The sequence below is a fragment of the Fodinicurvata fenggangensis DSM 21160 genome, from assembly GCF_000686045.1.
GTDB classification, from domain to species: domain Bacteria; phylum Pseudomonadota; class Alphaproteobacteria; order Kiloniellales; family DSM-21159; genus Fodinicurvata; species Fodinicurvata fenggangensis.
Map to the genome: position 1 here is coordinate 142,570 of NZ_JMLV01000001.1, position 16,831 is coordinate 159,400.

Consider the following 16,831-nt stretch of genomic DNA (forward strand, 5'->3'; position numbering starts at 1 on the left):
GAACCTCTCTACAGCCAATCGGGAGCATGTTCTGTGTCATCCCTTTCGCCGCCGGCAAGCTGTCAGGTCAAGGGAGTCTGTAACAGCTTCCGATGAATTCATTCCATGCTTCAGAACGTATGCCATCAGAGCATATCCATGAATGGCCTCATGGAGAAGGGTACGCTCGGAACCTTCGGATTCAACAATGAAGTTGACCCTGCCTCCGGGTTACTGGAAGTAGGAGTCCATGGCCTGTTTCATCTCCTGCCGTTCCGCTTCGCTGAGCCCGCTTTCCTCGCCCGATTGGCCGTCCAGGCCGCCATCGTACTGACGCGGGATGAACTCGCCCGCCGATCCGTTCTTCATGCCCCGGATGAAGCGGTAGAAGTCCATGTTGTTTTCGACATCCCGGTCGGAGAGATCCCGGCGTGCCATTTGCTGGGCATTGTTCTCGGAGCCTGCGAGGCCGTAGACCAGCGCCAGGTTCTGACGGTGACGCGCCGTGGCCGAGGGTTCCTCGATCACGTCCTCGAGGAGCGAGATGGCGTCTGCGTAGTTGCCCTCGAGCGCCAGGGAAAGGGAGTAGTTGGTCAGGACCGAGAGGTTGCGTGGCGAGAAGTCCAGGGCCTGGAGATAGTAGTCCTGGGCGCGCGCGTGATTCTTGGCAAGGTCTTCGGACACACCCAAGCTGTTGTAGATTCGCCAGTTTTCCGGCTGGATCTCCCGCACCTCTTCCAGCAGGGCACGTGCTTCCGGAGCCTGCTCCAGCATCAAGTGGATACGTGCCATGCCGAGCTTCGCGCCGGGTGAGGCCGGCTCCAGGTTGAGGGCATTGTCGTAGGCCTCTGTTGCCTGGTCGAGCAGCCGGGCACTGACCATGGTATCACCCAGGCCGATCCAGGGGGTCGGGTCGCGTGGGGCCTTCTTGCTGGCGTCCCGATAGAGTTTCATCGCCAGCGAGAGGTCGCCGGAGCTCGCGCTGGCGCTGGCGATGCGCACCAGCTGATCCGAACTCATTCCACTCGCGTTGATCTCTTCGATGTTGGAGCCGGAGACCGGCCGCTCGTATCGGCTGTCGACAGAGCCGCAGGCGGCCAGGCCGAGAGTCAGGGAGAGCGTGGACAGGCGAAGGAAGGTTCTCGTGGACGGCCACATGCATTCAGCCCCTTTCGAACAGGCTTGGATCCAATTCCTGTCGTTTTTTATAGATGGTTTTGGTTAATGTTTTCTTTATCGCAGCGGGATTCCCGAGGAGTCTCGCTGTTTTCGGGTCAGGGGCTGACCGTCGTCAGATGCCCCAGGCGGGGGCGGAAGAAGGCATTCCGGTAGATCCGGCGTTCGTCGAACAGGAAGCCCGGGAAGACCGGCTCGTACCGGAAAACGGCTTCGCTGGCGATCAGGCTGTCGAATTCGTCGCTGACAAGATTCGGGTCCACCAGTGTTTCCAGGTTATCCTCCAGCCGGCCGTCTTCGGCCAGGCTGCCGTGATCGCGTACCCAGTTGACCGTCAGGTCATCGTCCTGGTTGGAAATGGAGACGAGATAGATGCGGTAATCGCCCGCGCTCAGTTCGAAGGGGCTGCCCAACTCACCGGCCAGTTCGAAGATGTCCACCAGGTCGCTTTCGGTGATCTCCGGCAGGCGTGCGGTCACATCGCCGATGCTGACCACGGCGCGATCCACCTTGGTGGTGAAGAGGTAGAGCCGGAACATCTCGAACCCGCCCATCAGCAACAGCAGGACGACCGGTGCTATCAGCGCGAATTCAAGGGCGGACACCGCACGCCGGCCATGCAGGAATTCGCGCAGCCGTCGGCCTATGGGGGACAGACTAGCGATCCTGTACATCATAGGGCTCGTTCTTCACGACGATACGCGCCGAGAGGTCCAGTTTGCCGTCGGAGAAGAATTGCCCGAACAGGGGGGTGACGACGGACCAGGGATAGCGCAGCTCGTAGACGACAATGCTGCCCGACTCGCCGGCGCCTTCCAGGCCGGCATCCTTGTCCCATGTCCCGTTTCCGTTCAGGTCGGTGAAGGTCTCGCCCGAATCGTAACTGCCGTTGCCGTTGGCATCCTCGAAGGGCTCGGCCTCGCCGATATGGTCGAACTCCCGGTAGTTCAGCATGTGAAGATCGAGCTGATCGGTATCCAGGAAGTTCGGCAGCATGCGGGCTGCGGTTTCCCGGATCCGGCTTTCGCGTTCCTCGACGCTGATCGTGGAGGCCTGGCCGGTGATGCCGTAGCGCGCGGCGTAACGTGCCGACCCCTCGAGGCTGGAATTTATGAGCATGATGATGCCGAGTTCCAGGATGCCCACGATCAGCAGCACGAGCGCGCCGGCGATCAGCGCGAACTCGACCGTGACGGCACCCTCCTTGCGGCGCGCATAGCGTCGCCAGATGGAGAGCAGAGGCCAGGTTTTTCTCCGATACATGGACTGCACAGCCGCAAGCGACCCTTTCCCCTGAACGTCCAGGGACACAGAACGGATTATTCCAGGGAAAATTCTACTCAGTGGAGGGTTAAGAAATCCCTAAACAGGCTCTGCGGTGGCTCTCCGGACGAGTCACCTCCTCAAGGCAGGCGTTCGTATTCCACCTTGTTGCCCTTGTAGCGGAATACGACGCGGACAAGATTCTGGCTTTCCTTATCGTACCAGAGGCGCGCGCGAAGATCTCCTGTCATCTCCCAGCTTTCAGTCTGGAAACGGCCGGCTGGCGTGTTGATCGTTTCCTCGCCGTGATGGATGACCTCGATATCCGATGGAACATCAGAGGGGCGTCCCTTGTGGGGACGAATCAGGACTGGCGCCCGCAGGGCCTCGGGGTTCCAGCCCGTGGCGGGCAGGGCGGAAGCCGGCAGGACGTGGTCACGATCGCCGTCATCGTTCAGGTGGATCTCGCCATCCTCGCCTCGACGCGCCGTGATATGGCGAACCTTCTCATTGTAATAGCCGTTGGTGTTCGTGATGTTGAGTTCGACCAACTCTCCGTTTTCCAGGATTTCCTCTGTTTCCTGGCTGACGCGTGTGATCACGATCGGTCCGATCTGGATCGTGGCTTCACCCTTTTGCTGGGCGATGACACGCTCCCCCTTCCGTTCGACGCGCAAGTGGTGTTCGCCGACAGGAAAGCCGTTCAGCCTTATCCTGAATTCCGCATCGTCCAGAACCTGAGCATTGGCGACGCCCGCAGTCGAAAGGGCGGCCAGAAAAACCATCAGGCAGACGGCCGGGATGAATGAAAGTCTTTCACGCCTATCCATGTCCCTTCAGATAGGAAGGGAATTTGTCGCCATGAAGGCATAGAACAGGCTGTACCAATAAATGACTCAGTCCTTGCAGCCCAGCCGCCTGGAATGGCGGCGGTTAGGCTCAGTGACCTGAAACGGGGACGATCACGTCCTTGCCCACATGAGGGCGCAGGACTTGGGGAACACGGACCGTCCCGTCGGCCTGCTGATAGTTTTCCAGGATGGCGATCAGGGCCCGGCTGATCGCAATGGCCGTGCCATTCAGGGTGTGCAGGAAACCAGCCACCTTGCCGTCCTCACCACGATAGCGGATGTTCAGACGTCTTGCCTGGTAATCGGTGCAATTGCTGGTGCTGGTGATCTCGCCAAACTCTCCGGTATCGCCCCGTCCGGGCATCCAGGCTTCTAGGTCGTATTTCCGGTAAGCGGCCGCACCCAGATCGCCGGTCGCGTTCTCGATCACGCGGTAGGGAATACCCAACCCGTCGAAGATCTGCTTTTCCAGGTCCAGCATCCGGTCGTGCATCTGCGGGCTTTCCCCGGGCAGGGTGAAGGCGAACATTTCGACCTTCGTGAACTGGTGCACGCGATAGAGCCCCCGTGATGCCCGGCCGTATGCACCCGCTTCCGTGCGGAAGCAATGGCTGATGCCGCAGAGTTTTATGGGCAGCTGTTCGGGTGCGATGATTTCACCGGCCTGAAGCCCCGCCAGGGTGATCTCCGAGGTGGCGATCAGGCTGAGATCGGTGTCGGCAATGCTGTAGATCTGGGTTTCCGGTCCGCGTGGAACATACCCGGTCCCCTGCATGACTTCGTTGCGTGCCAGGTCCGGTGTCGAAATCGGCGCAAAACCGTCCCTCATCAGAATTCCAAGGGCATAGTTCTGCAGCGCCAGGTCCAGCAGCACGGCGTCGTTTTTCAGGAAATAGAACCCGTGCCCGGTGACCTTGCTGCCGGCCTCCATGTCGATCAGGTCCAGGCGCTCACCGATCTCCAGATGGTCCTGTGCCTTGAAGTCGAACTCCGGGATCGGCGTGGAACCGCGTTCGAATTCGACATTGTCAGCATCCGAAGCCCCGATCGGAGCGGCCGGATGACTCATGTTGGGAATGATGGACTGCAGGGACTCTAGTTCATCGGCCACGCCTTGGAGTTCCTCCTCGACCTCGTTGCGTCGATTGCGGAGCTCCTTGCCGCGATCGATCAACTTCTGCCGTTCATCGGCGTCCTTGGCCCCCTTGATGGACTTGGCGGTGGCATTGGACTCCTGATTGAGGCCGTCGAGTTCCTGCTGCAGCTTGCGTCGTCTGTCGTTGAGCTCAACAAGTCGGTCGAGATCGACATCAATGCCGCGATTGATGCAATTGCTGCGGACGGCTTCCAGGTTTTCCAGGATAAATTTTCTATCCAGCAAGAGAGATCCCCATGATCAGCAAGTCAGAGTCTGTGTCACCGTCCAGGCAGAGTGTGAAAGCCGTTTTCAACCCTGCACGGCGATGCTAGTTGACGACACAGGAACAAGTCCTGCGTCAACAGGAAAGTTGCATGGCGTAAGGTACAGATGTATCCCGCTCGGGAAAGCCCGTTTTTCTCCGCGACCCTACCTTGACCTTGCCTTATTGCCCGACAAGAGTGCTGCCATGCCACAGACAGACAGGAAATCCGGCTCAAGTGCATCTTCCGACCCGAAAACGGGAGGGGAAGACCGCCAGGAGCGCTTGGCTTCGGCCTTGCGCGCGAACCTGAAGAAGCGCAAGGCGCAAGCACGTTCACGCAAGGCGAACGAGGGGAATGCGCAAAACAAGGAAGAATGAGGCTTTGATATCTCCAAGCGGCCCAAAGTGAACACGGCAAGGATTGAATGGACAAGATCAAGATAACCGGCGGCGTCCCCCTGAACGGGACGATACGTATCAGCGGATCCAAGAATGCCGCGCTTCCGCTCATGGCAGCCAGCCTGCTTACATCCGAGCCCCTGCACTTTGGCAATGTGCCGCAATTGGCCGATATTCGCACAATGTGTGAGCTGCTTGGCCTGCTCGGCGTAACTGTTGAGGACAACCGCGAGGGTGATGGTGCCGGTGACCTGGCCTTTACCGCAAACAGCCTCTCTTCGACGGTTGCCCCCTATGACCTGGTCCGCAAGATGCGTGCGAGTGTCCTGGTTCTTGGGCCGCTGCTGGCACGCCTGGGGCATGCCGAGGTCTCGCTGCCCGGTGGCTGTGCGATCGGTACCCGACCGGTTGACCTTCATCTGTCCGGGCTGGAGGCAATGGGTGCCGAGATCGAGTTGTCGGAAGGCTATATCAAGGCACGTGCGCCGCAGGGACTCAAAGGGGCCGAAATTCTGTTCTCCAACGTGTCCGTCGGGGCTACGGAGAACCTCATGATGGCTGCAGCTCTTGCGGAGGGGCAAACGCGGTTGGTCAACGCGGCGCGCGAACCGGAAATCGTGGATCTGGCAAACTGCCTTGTAGCCATGGGGGCACAGATCGAGGGCGCCGGCAGTGATATCATCACCATAACGGGCGTTTCATCGCTGAAAGGCGCAAGTCACAGCGTCATACCGGATCGCATCGAAACCGGGACCTTCGTCATGGCGGCTGCGATCAGTGACGGCGACCTGCAGCTGGAAGGGGCGCGTCCCGATCATCTGGAAAAGCCCTTCCAGGTGCTTCGCCAGGCCGGTGTCGCGATCGAGCCCAACGACAAGGGCCTTCGGGTGTATCGGGCCAATGGCCCTCTGCAGGGAACCGATATCATGACCGAGGCCTTTCCCGGCTTTGCCACCGACCTCCAGGCCCAGTTCATGGCTCTGATGGCAACAGCGCAAGGGGCTTCGATGATCACCGAGACGATCTTCGAGAACCGCTTCATGCATGTCCCGGAGCTGACACGCATGGGGGCCGATATCACGGTTCATGGGGCCTCGGCTCTGGTTCGCGGGCAGGAACGCCTGAAAGCCGCACCGGTCATGGCCACGGATCTCAGAGCTTCTGTTTCCCTTGTCCTGGCAGCCCTTGCCGCCGAGGGAGAGACGGAGCTCAATCGCGTCTATCATCTGGATCGCGGATACGAGCGGATCGAGGAAAAATTGGCAGCCTGCGGAGCAGGTATCGTCAGAAGCAAGGAGGAGGTTTCCTCATGACGGATTCAACACCTTTGAAGCTGCGCGCACGCGATGCCGCGGACATGGACGTGATTGCGTCCTGCCTGCAGGATTCGCTTGTGCCTGTCAGGGACATCGCCTTCCTGGAGAAGGAAAGGCGCTTCGTGATGGTTCTGAACCGTTTCAAATGGGAAGAGCTGGATGAAGCCGATGCCATGGGGCGGGCCCTGCATGAACTGCAGGCAGAGGATGACCTGCAGGACGAGGGCATGCCTGAAGTCGAGGAGGTGCAGGATAAAGGCGCAGGAGATGCCAGTTTCCGGGATGCCGAGGCCCGTCCTGTCTATCATCGTACGCATGCCGGACTGGTCTTCGACAAGGTGCGCGGTGTTTCAACGCGGAACATCGATTTGCACGACAAGGATCACTTCCTGAACCTGCTGACCGTTGCGACCTGGCCGAAGGATATCATCCTCTATTTCTCGCAGGGCGGGGAAATACGCCTGAAGGTCTCGGAAGTGCGCTGCCACATGAAGGATCTGGGCGAATCCTGGCCAACCTATGCGCGGCCGGAGCATGCGCTGGACGTCGGAGCGGAAGAGGGCTAAACCTTCGGCGTTCTCGAACATTCCCGGGGCAAGGTAACAGGCCCCGACTCTCCGATGCCGATGGGAGAAGGCGCAGTGCCGCAAACCCAACCGCTTGTCCTTGCCGTTCCAAAGGGGCGCATTCTCGAAGAGCTTGTCCCCTTGTTGAGCGCGGTGGGAATCAAGCCAGAAGATGCATTCTCCGACGAGTCGTCGCGCCAGCTGCGCTTTCGCACCAACCTGCCTGAAATTGAGGTGGTGCGCGTTCGCTCGTTCGATGTGGCGACCTTCGTGGCCTTTGGCGCAGCTCATCTGGGTGTGGCGGGCAATGATGTGCTCATGGAGTTCGACTACCCGGAGATCTATGCGCCGGTTGACCTGGATATCGGCCATTGCCGCCTGTCCGTTGCGGAACCGCAAAGCCTGAAGAAAAGTGACGATCCTGCCCGCTGGAGTCATATCCGCGTGGCCACGAAGTATCCTTCGGTGACACGTCAGCATTTTGCCGCGCGCGGTGTTCAGGCAGAATGCATTAAACTGAACGGCGCGATGGAGTTGGCGCCGGCTCTGGGGCTGTGCAGGCGCATCGTGGATCTTGTCTCCACAGGCTCCACGCTGGCGGCAAACAATCTCGTCGAAGTGGAAACCATTGCTGATGTGACGTCCAAGCTGATCGTGAACAGGGCGGCGCTCAAAACACGTCCGAAGGCATTGAGTGGCTGGATCGACAGATTTCGCGAGGCTGTAGATGCCATATGAACTGGATAGCTCAAGCCGCTCGTTTGAAAGCGATTTCAGTGGCTTTCTGCAGATGCGCCGGGAGAGCGAGGAGGCGGTCGACGCGACGGTAAGGGAGATCATTGACCGTATTCGCCAAGAGGGCGATTCCGCACTGATTGAGCTGACGGAGAAACTGGACAGGCTGTCCCTGGCGCCCGGCAGCTTGCGCTTTGACAAGGCTGAGATCGATGAGGCTGAAAGCCTCTGCGATCCTGAAACGCTTGAGGCTTTGGCACTCGCGACCGAGCGCATCACGGACTATCATCGACGCCAGAAACCCGAAGACCTGTCCTACGAGGATGCGGTCGGGGTTCGGTTGGGCCATCGCTGGAATGCCATTGAGGCGGCTGGCATTTATGTGCCGGGTGGTACCGCCTCTTATCCCTCGTCCGTTTTGATGAATGCAATTCCTGCGAAGGTCGCTGGTGTGGAGCGTGTTGCCATGGCCGTGCCAACTCCGGACGGGCGCATCAACCCGCTGGTTCTGGTGGCAGCCCGTATGGCCGGCGTAGACGAGATCTATCGCATGGGCGGCGCGCAGGCTGTTGCTGCGCTGGCATATGGCACCGAGAGTGTTGCTCCGGTGGACAAGATCACCGGACCTGGAAATGCCTATGTGGCTTCTGCCAAGCGTCATGTCTTTGGCCAGGTGGGAATCGACATGATTGCCGGGCCGTCAGAGATACTTGTGGTGGCAGATGGCCAGAACGATCCTGCCTGGATCGCTGCCGATCTGTTGAGCCAGGCAGAGCACGACACCTCGGCCCAGTCGATCCTGATGTCCGATGATTCGGATTTCCTGGAAGCGGTGCAGCGGCAGATTGACGTCCATCTACAACGTTTGCCTCGCAGTGAGATCGCCGGTCAGAGCTGGCGGCAATTCGGGGCCTTGATCAAGGTCGAGAACCTGGGCGATGCGCCCGGTCTGGTGGACCGCATCGCGCCGGAGCATCTGGAGTTGGCGGTCGCCGATCCGGATGCCATGGCCAGGCAGATTCGCCATGCCGGCGCAATCTTTCTGGGACGTCACACCCCCGAAGCGCTTGGTGATTACCTGGCGGGCCCCAACCATGTGCTCCCCACCGGGCGTTCTGCCCGCTTCTCCTCGGGACTGTCCGTCCTGGATTTCATGAAGCGCAGCTCCCTGATCCAGGCGACGGAAGACTCCTTGCGCAGTATCGGGCCGCCAGCCATGGCATTGGCTCATGCCGAGGGACTGGATGCGCATGCGCTTTCGCTTGCCATTCGCCTGGGGCGAGACGAGCAGGACAACTGAAGCCATGATCGACCACCGCATCGTCAATATCACACTCGACGAGCGGATGGGGGTTCGGCGCAGTCCAGAAGTCGAGCATGAACGCGCTGTCGCCATCTATGATTTGCTGGAAGACAATCACTTCGCACCACATGGCGATTTCACGGGACCCTTCGTCCTGCACTTGGGCATCGAGGAGAACACGAGGCTTATTTTCGAGGTCTACGACCGCACGGCTTGCGAACGGCTCTGCAGTATCGTTCTTCCCCTGGTGCCATTCCGGAAGCTGGTAAAGGACTATTTCCTGGTTTGTGAAAGTTACTTCGAGGCGATTCGCACGGCCAGTCCCTCTCAGATCGAGGCCATCGACATGGGACGGCGCGGTCTGCACAACGAAGGCGCGGAGTTGCTGCGTGAGCGCCTGAGCGGAAAAATCGAGGTGGATTACGATACCTCTCGGCGCCTGTTCACGCTGCTTTGTGTCCTGCATGTGCGTGGGTGAGGGGCCATGGCTGCCGATTTTCCAGGGGCCGTGCTCTTCGCCTGTACGGAGAATTCCATTCGCTCCCCCATTGCCGAAGCGATCCTGAAGCACCTTCTGGGACACCGGATTTACGTGGATTCCGCCGGGATTCGGGCCGGCGAGGTGGATGGCTTTGCCATAGCCGTGCTCGACGAGATGGGAATCGACCTCTCGCGTCACAGGAGCAAGACCTTCGACGACCTGCAGGACAGTTCCTTCGACCTGATCGTGTCGCTGTCACCGGAAGCCCAGCATGCTGCCATCGAGATGACCCGGACCATGGCCTGCGATGTGGAGTTCTGGAACACCTTCGATCCGTCCCTGACCGAAGGCAATCGCGAGATTCAGCTCCAGGCCTATCGGGATGTGCGCGACCAGCTGATGGCACGCATCAGGAAACGTTTTCCTGAAGACCTGAAGCCCCAGGTTTGAAGCTGCTCCAGGCTGGCCCTGTCAGTTGGGGTTGAAGCGGCCCCCAGGCCGGTAACGGTCCAGATACGTTGGGATGATGACCTCGGCCGAATGCTTTTCGATGCCAAGGTCTTCCAGCGTCAGGGCATCCTTCGAAACGATATTGTCGTTCTTCAGAAGCTCGACCTGATCGGCCGTTATGGGGGCAAACGGCAGCAGTTGCGCAACACTGCCCATGACCTTGGCCATGCCAAAGGGAACGGGGACAAGCAGGCGCTTGCGCCGGATTGTCTTGAGCATCAGTTCCATCAACTCCTTGAAGCTGTAGACCCGTGGGCCACCCAGCTCGTAGGTTTTGCCTTGACACTTGGTATCCTGCAGGGTCTGGACGGCTGCATCGGCGACATCCCCGACATAGACCGGCTGAAACTTCGTATGCCCACCTCCAATCAAAGGCAGGAAGGGTGACATACGCGTCATCACGGCAAAGCGATTGAAGAAATCATCTTCAGGTCCGAATACGACGGAAGGTCTGAGTATGACCGCGTTCGGCAAGGCCTTGCGAACGGCTTCTTCGCCTTCCGCCTTGGAGCGCGCATACTCCGAGGCGGACTCCTTATCGGCGCCGATTGCGGAAAGCTGCACGAAAGACGAGATTCCCAGCTCGGCAGCGGTTTCCGCAATCTTCCGTGCCCCTTCGTTCTGCAGGTTTGCGAAGCTCTGGCTACCGCTTTCCTGCATGATTCCAACCAGGTTTATTGCAGCGTCCGCTCCTTCAAGGGCGGCGTGAACGGCAGACTGGTTGTTCAGGTCACAGGGGATCGGGACAATCTGTCCGACATTGCCAAGGGGCTTCAGGAACTGGGCACGCTGTGGGCGGCGGACAGCCACGCGGATGGTCCAGCCCTGATCGGCCAGACGCTCCACAATATAGCGTCCGATGAAGCCCGAGCCACCGAAGATTGTCACTGTACCCTGTTGCATCAAGTCCTCCTGAACCCCTTGTCTGCAATCGGCCGTTCCGCCGATTGGCTTCTGCTCGAGTCGCGCGGCTATATAGCATTTCTGTGCCGCAAAGTTGACACCTGCCGGGCGGGCAGTATCTTTGCGCATTCAACGCCCAAGCCATACGCTTACACGTTCCTGTTGGAAAGCCGATCTTGACTGTCACCCTGCATCTTAACGATTTGCCCACGGATTTCGAGGCCACAGGCGGCAGCCTGGCCGTTGACTGCGAGACCATGGGTCTGAATCTGCAACGCGACCGCCTTTGCCTCATACAGCTTTCAACGGGGGACGGCACGGCCCACCTTGTCCAGTTTCGCGACGGCTACGAAGCGCCCAGACTGAAGGCGCTGCTGGCCGACCAGAGGATCACGAAGCTGTTTCACTTCGGACGCTTCGACATCGCGGCGATCGAACGCTATCTCGGCATTTCCTGTAGCCCCGTCTACTGTACCAAGATCGCCTCCAAACTGGTGCGCACCTTTACGGATCGACATGGATTGAAGGACCTTTGCGGTGAGCTTCTGAATGTGACGATCTCGAAGCAGCAGCAGTCGTCGGACTGGGGGGCTGCAGAACTGAGCGAAGAACAGCTGCGCTATGCTGCATCCGATGTTCTTTACCTTCATGCGCTGCGTGAACGCCTGGATGCCATGCTGGCCCGGGAAAACAGGCAGGAGCTTGCCCAGGCCTGTTTCGATTTTCTGCCGCATCGCGCAAGGCTGGATCTGGCAGGCTGGGACGAGATCGACATCTTCGCCCACTAACACGGTCATCGGTGTTTCTTCAGTGCGACGATAGGTCGGTCTTATCGCCGCCGTTTTTTTCTGCTTTAAAGCCCGGGCTTTCTATATCATCTGGCAATGTATTATTAGGTTGCTGCCGGATCATCTGGCGCTGACGTAAACACAGGACCGCATTTTCGACATGGATGCACAGGCAAAACGCACAGCCGAGACTGCAGAAACGCCCGAACAGAACGACATCAGGGCTGCGCGCCGTGCCCTGGCCACGGAAACCGAAGGCCTTACGGCGCTGTCGGAGTCCCTTGGCATGGAGTTCATCGAAGCCCTGGACCGCCTGGAGCGGGTCGATGGCCGGGTCATCGTAACGGGCATGGGCAAGAGCGGCCACATAGGCTGCAAGATTGCAGCGACCCTGGCCTCGACAGGGACGCCCTCTCAGTTCGTCCATCCCGCTGAGGCCAGCCATGGCGATTTGGGCATGGTGGCCAGGGGGGACGCCATCATTGCCCTGTCGAATTCAGGAAACACACCGGAATTGGCGGCGATTGTTTCCTATAGCCGCCGCTTCAACATTCCCCTGATTGCCATAACCAGCCGGCGTCAGAGTGTGCTGGGTGAAGCTGCGGATACGGTCCTGCTGCTGCCGCCCGTGGACGAAGCCTGTCCGATGGGGCTGGCGCCCACGACGTCGACAACAATGGCCCTGGCGCTTGGCGATGCAATGGCAATTGCCCTGCTGGAACGGCGTGGTTTCTCGCCGGAGGACTTTCAGGTTTTCCACCCTGGCGGATCATTGGGCAAGAAGCTTGTGCGGGTTTCCGATATCATGCACGGCCCAGGCGAACTGCCGCTTTGCCAACCCGAAAGTTCCATGAAGGAAGCCATCATCACGATGAGTGCCATGACCTTTGGCTGCGTCGGTGTGGTGGATGCAGCCGGTGAATTGATTGGCATTATTACCGATGGCGATCTGCGGCGTCATATCGACTCCAATCTGCTGGAGCAGGCGGCCGGGGATGTGATGACGGGCGCCCCTCTGACGATCCGGGCCGGCGCCCTGGCTGTCGAAGCCTTGCGGTTGATGCATGCCCACAAGATTACCAGTCTTTTCGTTGTGGAAGAAGGCAGGCCCATCGGCTTCCTTCGCATGCACGACCTGTTGCGTGAAGGTGTCGCCTGAACCGAAATGAAGACAAACGACAGCGAAGAGGACCGCAAGGTACGACCACCGACGGCTCTTTCCCGAAACAGGAAGGTGATGGGGTGGCTGCGGGTGATTCTTCCGACTGTTGCCGTATTGTCCGTTGGCCTGATCTTCTTCTGGCCTCAGATCAAGGAATCATCCGGGGACTTCGGCCTTAAGAGCAGTGACAGGCGCGATTCCGATACATCTTCTTCACGCTTGATCGGCCCCAGGTTCGAAGGTGTCGATGAAAAGGGACGTCCCTATAATTTGACGGCCAATACGGCCAACTATGCTTCGGGCAGCAAGCGTTACGTCAAGCTGGACAACCCCAAGGGAGACTTGTTCGAGCAGGATGGAAGCTGGGTTCGCCTGACGGCATTGTCGGGAATGTACGATCGCCAAGCCGAGGACATGGACCTGCAGGGTAACGTCAACCTGAGCAATGACGAAGGTTTTGAGATCATGACGTCATCGGCATACCTGGAGCTGTCACAGGGGCGAGCGGAAGGCCATGAACCCGTGAACGGGCTTGGGCCAGGCGGACATATCATTTCGCAGGGCTTCCGGCTGGAGGATGAAGGCCGAGTGATATACTTTACCGGGGAAAGCAAGCTGACTCTCTTTGACGAAAAGAAACAAGAAGAGAGCAGCGCAACGCCGGATCAGGGGGGGGATCGAGAACAATGAGCTTACGGCTTTTTCTGGCAGGGGGCCTGCTGGCTTCGGCCATGGCGCTTTCGAGCCTGTCTGCTGCACAGGAAATGAATGTTCAGCAAGGGGATTCAACAATCCAGGTCAGGGCCAGCGATGGTATCGAATGGCATCGCGACCGTCAGGTCTATATCGCCATAGGTGATGCCGTGGCCGTGCGCGAGGACCTGACTGTCTATGCCGACCGCCTGCTGGCTCACTACCGCAGCGAGGACGACCGGGAGGACATATACAAGGTCGAGGCAGTCGGCCAGGTACGGATCGTCACTGAAAATGGCGAAGAGATCTTCGGGGATCATGCCATCTATCTTCTGGAGGAGGGGGCTCTGGAGGTTACCGGTGATGACCTGCTCTATGAAAGCGCGGAAGAAACGGTTACAGCACGGGACAGCCTGGAGTATCTCGAGAATGCAGAAGGAGAGGGACCCATTGCGATTGCGCGTGGCGATGCATTCGTCGATCGTGCGAATGGCGACCAGATACGTGGCGATGTCATAACCGCCTACTTCCGCGACAATGAAGAGGGCGACTCAGAGATGCAGGAAGCCGAGTCCGTGGGCAATGTCGAGGTTGAGAACGACAGGGTGTTCGCCAGCGGCAATCAGGGCATATATTATGCTCATAATGAAACCGCGACTCTGGAAGACAACGTGAAGATCACGCGCGGCAACAATCAACTCAATGGAGATCGTGCCGAGATCGATCTTCGCTCTGGCGTCAGCCGCCTTCTGTCCACGGAAGGCCAGGGTGTCAGTGGTTTGATCTCGCCCAATGAGGATGAAGACTCCGGATCGTCCGGGGACAGCAATAACGCCCCGGAAAGCCAATGAACGAGTCAGGCAAGGTCGTCGATGCAACGCAGGAGATAGCGCGGCTGGTTCCCCAGCACAGGGGGTTGGAAGCCGTCAGCATCGGAAAGAGCTTCAACAAGCGCGTTGTCCTCAAGGACATCTCGATCCGCCTGCGCCGCGGTGAGGCGGTTGGTTTGCTGGGACCGAACGGTGCGGGCAAGACAACATCCTTCTACATCATTACGGGACTGCTCGCTCCGGATACAGGATATATCGCCCTTGATGGCGAGGATATAACCGACTTGCCCATGTATCGCAGGGCCAGATTGGGGATCGGCTATCTGCCGCAAGAGGCGTCGATCTTTCGCGGTCTGAGCGTTGAGGAGAACATTCGCGCCGTTCTGGAGGTTGTGGAGAAGGACCGGGCGCGTCAGCGACAAGCCCTGGAGGCCTTGTTGGACGAGTTCTCGATCACGCACCTGCGGCGTTCACCTGCCGTTTCCCTTTCTGGCGGTGAACGGCGACGCTGCGAGATTGCCAGGGCTCTGGCGGCCCAGCCGCAGTTCATACTGCTTGACGAGCCGCTTGCCGGTATTGATCCGATCGCCGTGAATGATATTCGCGAATTGGTGATTCATCTGAAAGACAGGGGGATCGGCGTTCTGATTACCGATCACAACGTCCGGGAGACGCTTGAGATCGTCGATCGTGCCTATATCATCCATGATGGACGTGTGCTGATGGAGGGGGCGCCATCCGAGATCGTGGCCCACGAGGAAGTGCGGCGCGTTTACCTGGGTGAAAGGTTCAGCCTTTAGGCTTTCTGCTATGGCTGTCTCTCAGCGACTAGAGCTGCGCCAGTCCCAATCGCTTGTCATGACGCCGCAATTGCAGCAGGCGATCAAGTTGCTGCAATTTTCCAGCCAGGAGCTGGCCGAGTTCGTCGAGCGCGAACTTGAGCAGAATCCATTGCTTGAGCGTCGGGATGGGGATGAGGACCAGGCATCTGACGGGGGTATCGATATCCCCGACAGGCAGGCTGTCGCCGATCGTGTGGAGGCTTCTGGCGAGGGTGAAGCCACTCTGGAGAATGAAACCGACAGTTATGATCGCTCCCTGTCGGATGAGCTGACTGGCGCCGGCGATGGCCCACTGGACGCCGTCTATGAGTATGATGACAACAGCCCTTCGGATGATTGGGGAACAGCCGAAAGCTGGTCACAGTCCACAGCAGGATCGAACAGCAGTGGCGGCTTCGAGGATGAGGGGCGCGGATTGGATGAAAGCCTGGCTGCGGAGCGCTCCTTCCGGGAAACGTTGCTCGACCAGGTTCCTCTGGCTCTCGGGGCGCCTGAGGACCAGCTGATAGCCTCCTATCTTGTGGACGGCCTGGACGATGCCGGCTATCTGCAAACAGATTTGCAGGAGGCGGCCCAACAGCTGGGGTGCAGTCAGGACAAGCTGGAAGCTGTGTTGGTTACCCTACAGGGTTTTGAGCCGGCAGGGATCTTTGCACGCGATCTGAAGGAATGCCTGAAGCTGCAATTGCTCGACCAGAACCGTTTTGACCCGGCCATGGAGTGCCTGCTCGATAATCTGGAGCTTTTGGCCAGTCATGATTACAGGAAACTGCGACAGCTCTGCGGTGTCGATGAGGAGGACTTTTCCGAGATGCTCGCAGAGTTGCGCCGGTTGGATCCAAAACCGGCCTTGCTGCATAATACCAGGCCGGCTGAACCGGTCGTCCCCGATATTCTGATGCGCATGCGTCCCGATGGAAGCTGGCAACTGGAACTCAATCCCGAGACATTGCCGCGCGTGCTCGTCAATCGAGCCGATTACAACAGGATCGTGACACACTGCCGGGACCGCAAGGAAAAGGAGTTCGTGAATGAGCAGTTCCAGGCCGCGAACTGGCTTGTCCGTTCCCTTCATCAGCGCGCGAACACGATCCTGCGCGTCAGTGAGGAGATTGTGCGGCAGCAGGACGGGTTTTTCCGGAAGGGAATATCGCATCTGAAACCCCTGGTGTTGCGGACGATCGCGGAAGAGGTTGAAATGCATGAATCGACGATCAGCCGGGTAACCAGCAACAAGTACATTGCCACCCCGCGTGGGATATTCGAGCTGCGATACTTTTTCACAACCTCGATATCGGGGACCTCTGGCAGTGAGCATTCTTCCGAGGCCGTGCGCCACAGGATACGCTCGTTGATCGATGCGGAATCACCCAAGGCAATCCTTAGCGATGACGCGATCGTCGTTGCCCTGCGCGGCGAAAATATTGACATAGCCCGAAGAACAGTCGCCAAGTACCGAGAATCCATGAATATTCCGTCCTCCGTACAGCGCAGAAAAGAAAAGACACGAAGCCATTGCTAGGCGTGCATGACCTTCTATCTTGCAGTAAGGGGGGGGGCTTCCGATATACTCTGGAACGGGCCTGTGAAGGGTGGTTTGGTTACTATTGACTTACCGGCAGGCCGCACAT

The 16,831-nt window shown here is 58.8% G+C and carries 19 protein-coding genes; 13 read left to right on the forward strand and 6 right to left on the reverse strand.

The window, feature by feature from the left end:
• Positions 1–210 precede the first annotated feature (210 nt).
• The 5 genes from BP38_RS0100660 to serS all read right to left on the reverse strand — a co-directional run bounded on the left by BP38_RS0100660 (position 211) and on the right by serS (position 4,650).
• Positions 211–1,137 (reverse strand): tetratricopeptide repeat protein, encoded by a 927-nt coding sequence (locus BP38_RS0100660; RefSeq protein ID WP_026986138.1) that lies wholly within the window; start codon positions 1,135–1,137, stop codon positions 211–213.
• 116 nt (positions 1,138–1,253) lie between these two features.
• Complete coding sequence (locus BP38_RS21565) at positions 1,254–1,832, reverse strand: TadE/TadG family type IV pilus assembly protein (protein ID WP_081816364.1); 579 nt, start codon at positions 1,830–1,832, stop codon at positions 1,254–1,256.
• On the reverse strand, positions 1,813–2,418 hold the full coding sequence (locus BP38_RS18345; RefSeq protein WP_035723262.1) for a TadE/TadG family type IV pilus assembly protein: 606 nt from the start codon (positions 2,416–2,418) through the stop codon (positions 1,813–1,815). Before BP38_RS18345 ends, BP38_RS21565 begins: the two co-directional genes overlap by 20 nt.
• 140 nt (positions 2,419–2,558) lie before the next feature.
• Positions 2,559–3,248 (reverse strand): DUF6134 family protein, encoded by a 690-nt coding sequence (locus BP38_RS0100675; protein ID WP_026986139.1) that lies wholly within the window; start codon positions 3,246–3,248, stop codon positions 2,559–2,561.
• A 109-nt stretch (positions 3,249–3,357) separates the two neighbouring features.
• Positions 3,358–4,650 carry a serine--tRNA ligase gene (gene serS / locus BP38_RS0100680; protein ID WP_026986140.1) on the reverse strand — a complete coding sequence of 431 codons (1,293 nt, stop codon included), beginning with the start codon at positions 4,648–4,650 and terminating at the stop codon, positions 3,358–3,360.
• 226 nt (positions 4,651–4,876) lie between these two features.
• Between serS and BP38_RS22880 the strand changes: the two genes are divergently transcribed.
• From BP38_RS22880 to BP38_RS0100715, 7 genes are all read left to right on the forward strand, one after another.
• The gene (locus tag BP38_RS22880) at positions 4,877–5,050 is read left to right on the forward strand and encodes a hypothetical protein (protein WP_169737824.1); all 174 of its coding nucleotides are present in this window, start codon (positions 4,877–4,879) and stop codon (positions 5,048–5,050) included.
• A gap of 47 nt (positions 5,051–5,097) precedes the next feature.
• The gene (gene murA / locus BP38_RS0100690; RefSeq protein WP_026986141.1) at positions 5,098–6,384 is read left to right on the forward strand and encodes a UDP-N-acetylglucosamine 1-carboxyvinyltransferase; all 1,287 of its coding nucleotides are present in this window, start codon (positions 5,098–5,100) and stop codon (positions 6,382–6,384) included.
• Positions 6,381–6,953 (forward strand): DUF2948 family protein, encoded by a 573-nt coding sequence (locus BP38_RS0100695; protein WP_026986142.1) that lies wholly within the window; start codon positions 6,381–6,383, stop codon positions 6,951–6,953. Before murA ends, BP38_RS0100695 begins: the two co-directional genes overlap by 4 nt.
• A 75-nt stretch (positions 6,954–7,028) precedes the next feature.
• Entirely contained in the window at positions 7,029–7,691 is a 663-nt protein-coding gene (gene hisG, locus BP38_RS0100700; RefSeq protein ID WP_026986143.1) for an ATP phosphoribosyltransferase, read from the forward strand.
• The gene (hisD, locus tag BP38_RS0100705) at positions 7,681–8,988 is read left to right on the forward strand and encodes a histidinol dehydrogenase (RefSeq protein WP_026986144.1); all 1,308 of its coding nucleotides are present in this window, start codon (positions 7,681–7,683) and stop codon (positions 8,986–8,988) included. The genes hisG and hisD overlap by 11 nt, the downstream gene beginning before the upstream one ends.
• A 7-nt stretch (positions 8,989–8,995) precedes the next feature.
• Entirely contained in the window at positions 8,996–9,469 is a 474-nt protein-coding gene (locus BP38_RS0100710; protein WP_026986145.1) for a UPF0262 family protein, read from the forward strand.
• A 6-nt stretch (positions 9,470–9,475) separates the two neighbouring features.
• Positions 9,476–9,922, forward strand: a complete 447-nt coding sequence (locus BP38_RS0100715) for an arsenate-mycothiol transferase ArsC (protein ID WP_026986146.1) — start codon at positions 9,476–9,478, stop codon at positions 9,920–9,922.
• Positions 9,923–9,943: 21 nt separating this feature from the next.
• Here the strand turns inward: BP38_RS0100715 and BP38_RS0100720 are convergent, their stop codons facing one another.
• The gene (locus BP38_RS0100720) at positions 9,944–10,885 is read right to left on the reverse strand and encodes a complex I NDUFA9 subunit family protein (RefSeq protein WP_026986147.1); all 942 of its coding nucleotides are present in this window, start codon (positions 10,883–10,885) and stop codon (positions 9,944–9,946) included.
• A gap of 176 nt (positions 10,886–11,061) precedes the next feature.
• On the opposite strand from BP38_RS0100720, the gene BP38_RS0100725 reads away from it, so the two are divergent.
• The 6 genes from BP38_RS0100725 to rpoN all read left to right on the forward strand — a co-directional run bounded on the left by BP38_RS0100725 (position 11,062) and on the right by rpoN (position 16,722).
• Complete coding sequence (locus tag BP38_RS0100725) at positions 11,062–11,673, forward strand: ribonuclease D (protein ID WP_026986148.1); 612 nt, start codon at positions 11,062–11,064, stop codon at positions 11,671–11,673.
• Between the two features lie 160 nt (positions 11,674–11,833).
• Positions 11,834–12,832 carry a KpsF/GutQ family sugar-phosphate isomerase gene (locus BP38_RS0100730; RefSeq protein WP_026986149.1) on the forward strand — a complete coding sequence of 333 codons (999 nt, stop codon included), beginning with the start codon at positions 11,834–11,836 and terminating at the stop codon, positions 12,830–12,832.
• A 6-nt stretch (positions 12,833–12,838) separates the two neighbouring features.
• Positions 12,839–13,525: an LPS export ABC transporter periplasmic protein LptC gene (gene lptC, locus BP38_RS18350; protein WP_081816365.1), complete on the forward strand. Its 687-nt coding sequence runs from the start codon at positions 12,839–12,841 to the stop codon at positions 13,523–13,525.
• Positions 13,522–14,379, forward strand: a complete 858-nt coding sequence (locus BP38_RS18355) for an LptA/OstA family protein (RefSeq protein ID WP_035723064.1) — start codon at positions 13,522–13,524, stop codon at positions 14,377–14,379. Before lptC ends, BP38_RS18355 begins: the two co-directional genes overlap by 4 nt.
• Positions 14,376–15,158 (forward strand): LPS export ABC transporter ATP-binding protein, encoded by a 783-nt coding sequence (lptB, locus tag BP38_RS0100745; protein ID WP_026986150.1) that lies wholly within the window; start codon positions 14,376–14,378, stop codon positions 15,156–15,158. Before BP38_RS18355 ends, lptB begins: the two co-directional genes overlap by 4 nt.
• A gap of 10 nt (positions 15,159–15,168) precedes the next feature.
• Entirely contained in the window at positions 15,169–16,722 is a 1,554-nt protein-coding gene (gene rpoN / locus BP38_RS0100750; protein WP_026986151.1) for an RNA polymerase factor sigma-54, read from the forward strand.
• Positions 16,723–16,831 lie beyond the last annotated feature (109 nt).

Excerpts from the sequence above, each read along its gene's own strand:
- lptB (WP_026986150.1), top strand. The coding sequence starts at position 14,376 with ATGAACGAGTCAGGCAAGGTCGTCGATGCAACGCAGGAGATAGCGCGG.
- lptC (WP_081816365.1), top strand. The coding sequence starts at position 12,839 with ATGAAGACAAACGACAGCGAAGAGGACCGCAAGGTACGACCACCGACG.
- murA (WP_026986141.1), top strand. The coding sequence starts at position 5,098 with ATGGACAAGATCAAGATAACCGGCGGCGTCCCCCTGAACGGGACGATA.
- BP38_RS18355 (WP_035723064.1), top strand. The coding sequence starts at position 13,522 with ATGAGCTTACGGCTTTTTCTGGCAGGGGGCCTGCTGGCTTCGGCCATG.
- BP38_RS0100695 (WP_026986142.1), top strand. The coding sequence starts at position 6,381 with ATGACGGATTCAACACCTTTGAAGCTGCGCGCACGCGATGCCGCGGAC.
- hisD (WP_026986144.1), top strand. The coding sequence starts at position 7,681 with ATGCCATATGAACTGGATAGCTCAAGCCGCTCGTTTGAAAGCGATTTC.
- BP38_RS21565 (WP_081816364.1), bottom strand. The coding sequence starts at position 1,832 with ATGATGTACAGGATCGCTAGTCTGTCCCCCATAGGCCGACGGCTGCGC.
- BP38_RS0100660 (WP_026986138.1), bottom strand. The coding sequence starts at position 1,137 with ATGTGGCCGTCCACGAGAACCTTCCTTCGCCTGTCCACGCTCTCCCTG.
- BP38_RS0100720 (WP_026986147.1), bottom strand. The coding sequence starts at position 10,885 with ATGCAACAGGGTACAGTGACAATCTTCGGTGGCTCGGGCTTCATCGGA.
- rpoN (WP_026986151.1), top strand. The coding sequence starts at position 15,169 with ATGGCTGTCTCTCAGCGACTAGAGCTGCGCCAGTCCCAATCGCTTGTC.
- BP38_RS0100675 (WP_026986139.1), bottom strand. The coding sequence starts at position 3,248 with ATGGATAGGCGTGAAAGACTTTCATTCATCCCGGCCGTCTGCCTGATG.
- BP38_RS0100730 (WP_026986149.1), top strand. The coding sequence starts at position 11,834 with ATGGATGCACAGGCAAAACGCACAGCCGAGACTGCAGAAACGCCCGAA.
- BP38_RS18345 (WP_035723262.1), bottom strand. The coding sequence starts at position 2,418 with ATGTATCGGAGAAAAACCTGGCCTCTGCTCTCCATCTGGCGACGCTAT.
- BP38_RS0100715 (WP_026986146.1), top strand. The coding sequence starts at position 9,476 with ATGGCTGCCGATTTTCCAGGGGCCGTGCTCTTCGCCTGTACGGAGAAT.
- BP38_RS22880 (WP_169737824.1), top strand. The coding sequence starts at position 4,877 with ATGCCACAGACAGACAGGAAATCCGGCTCAAGTGCATCTTCCGACCCG.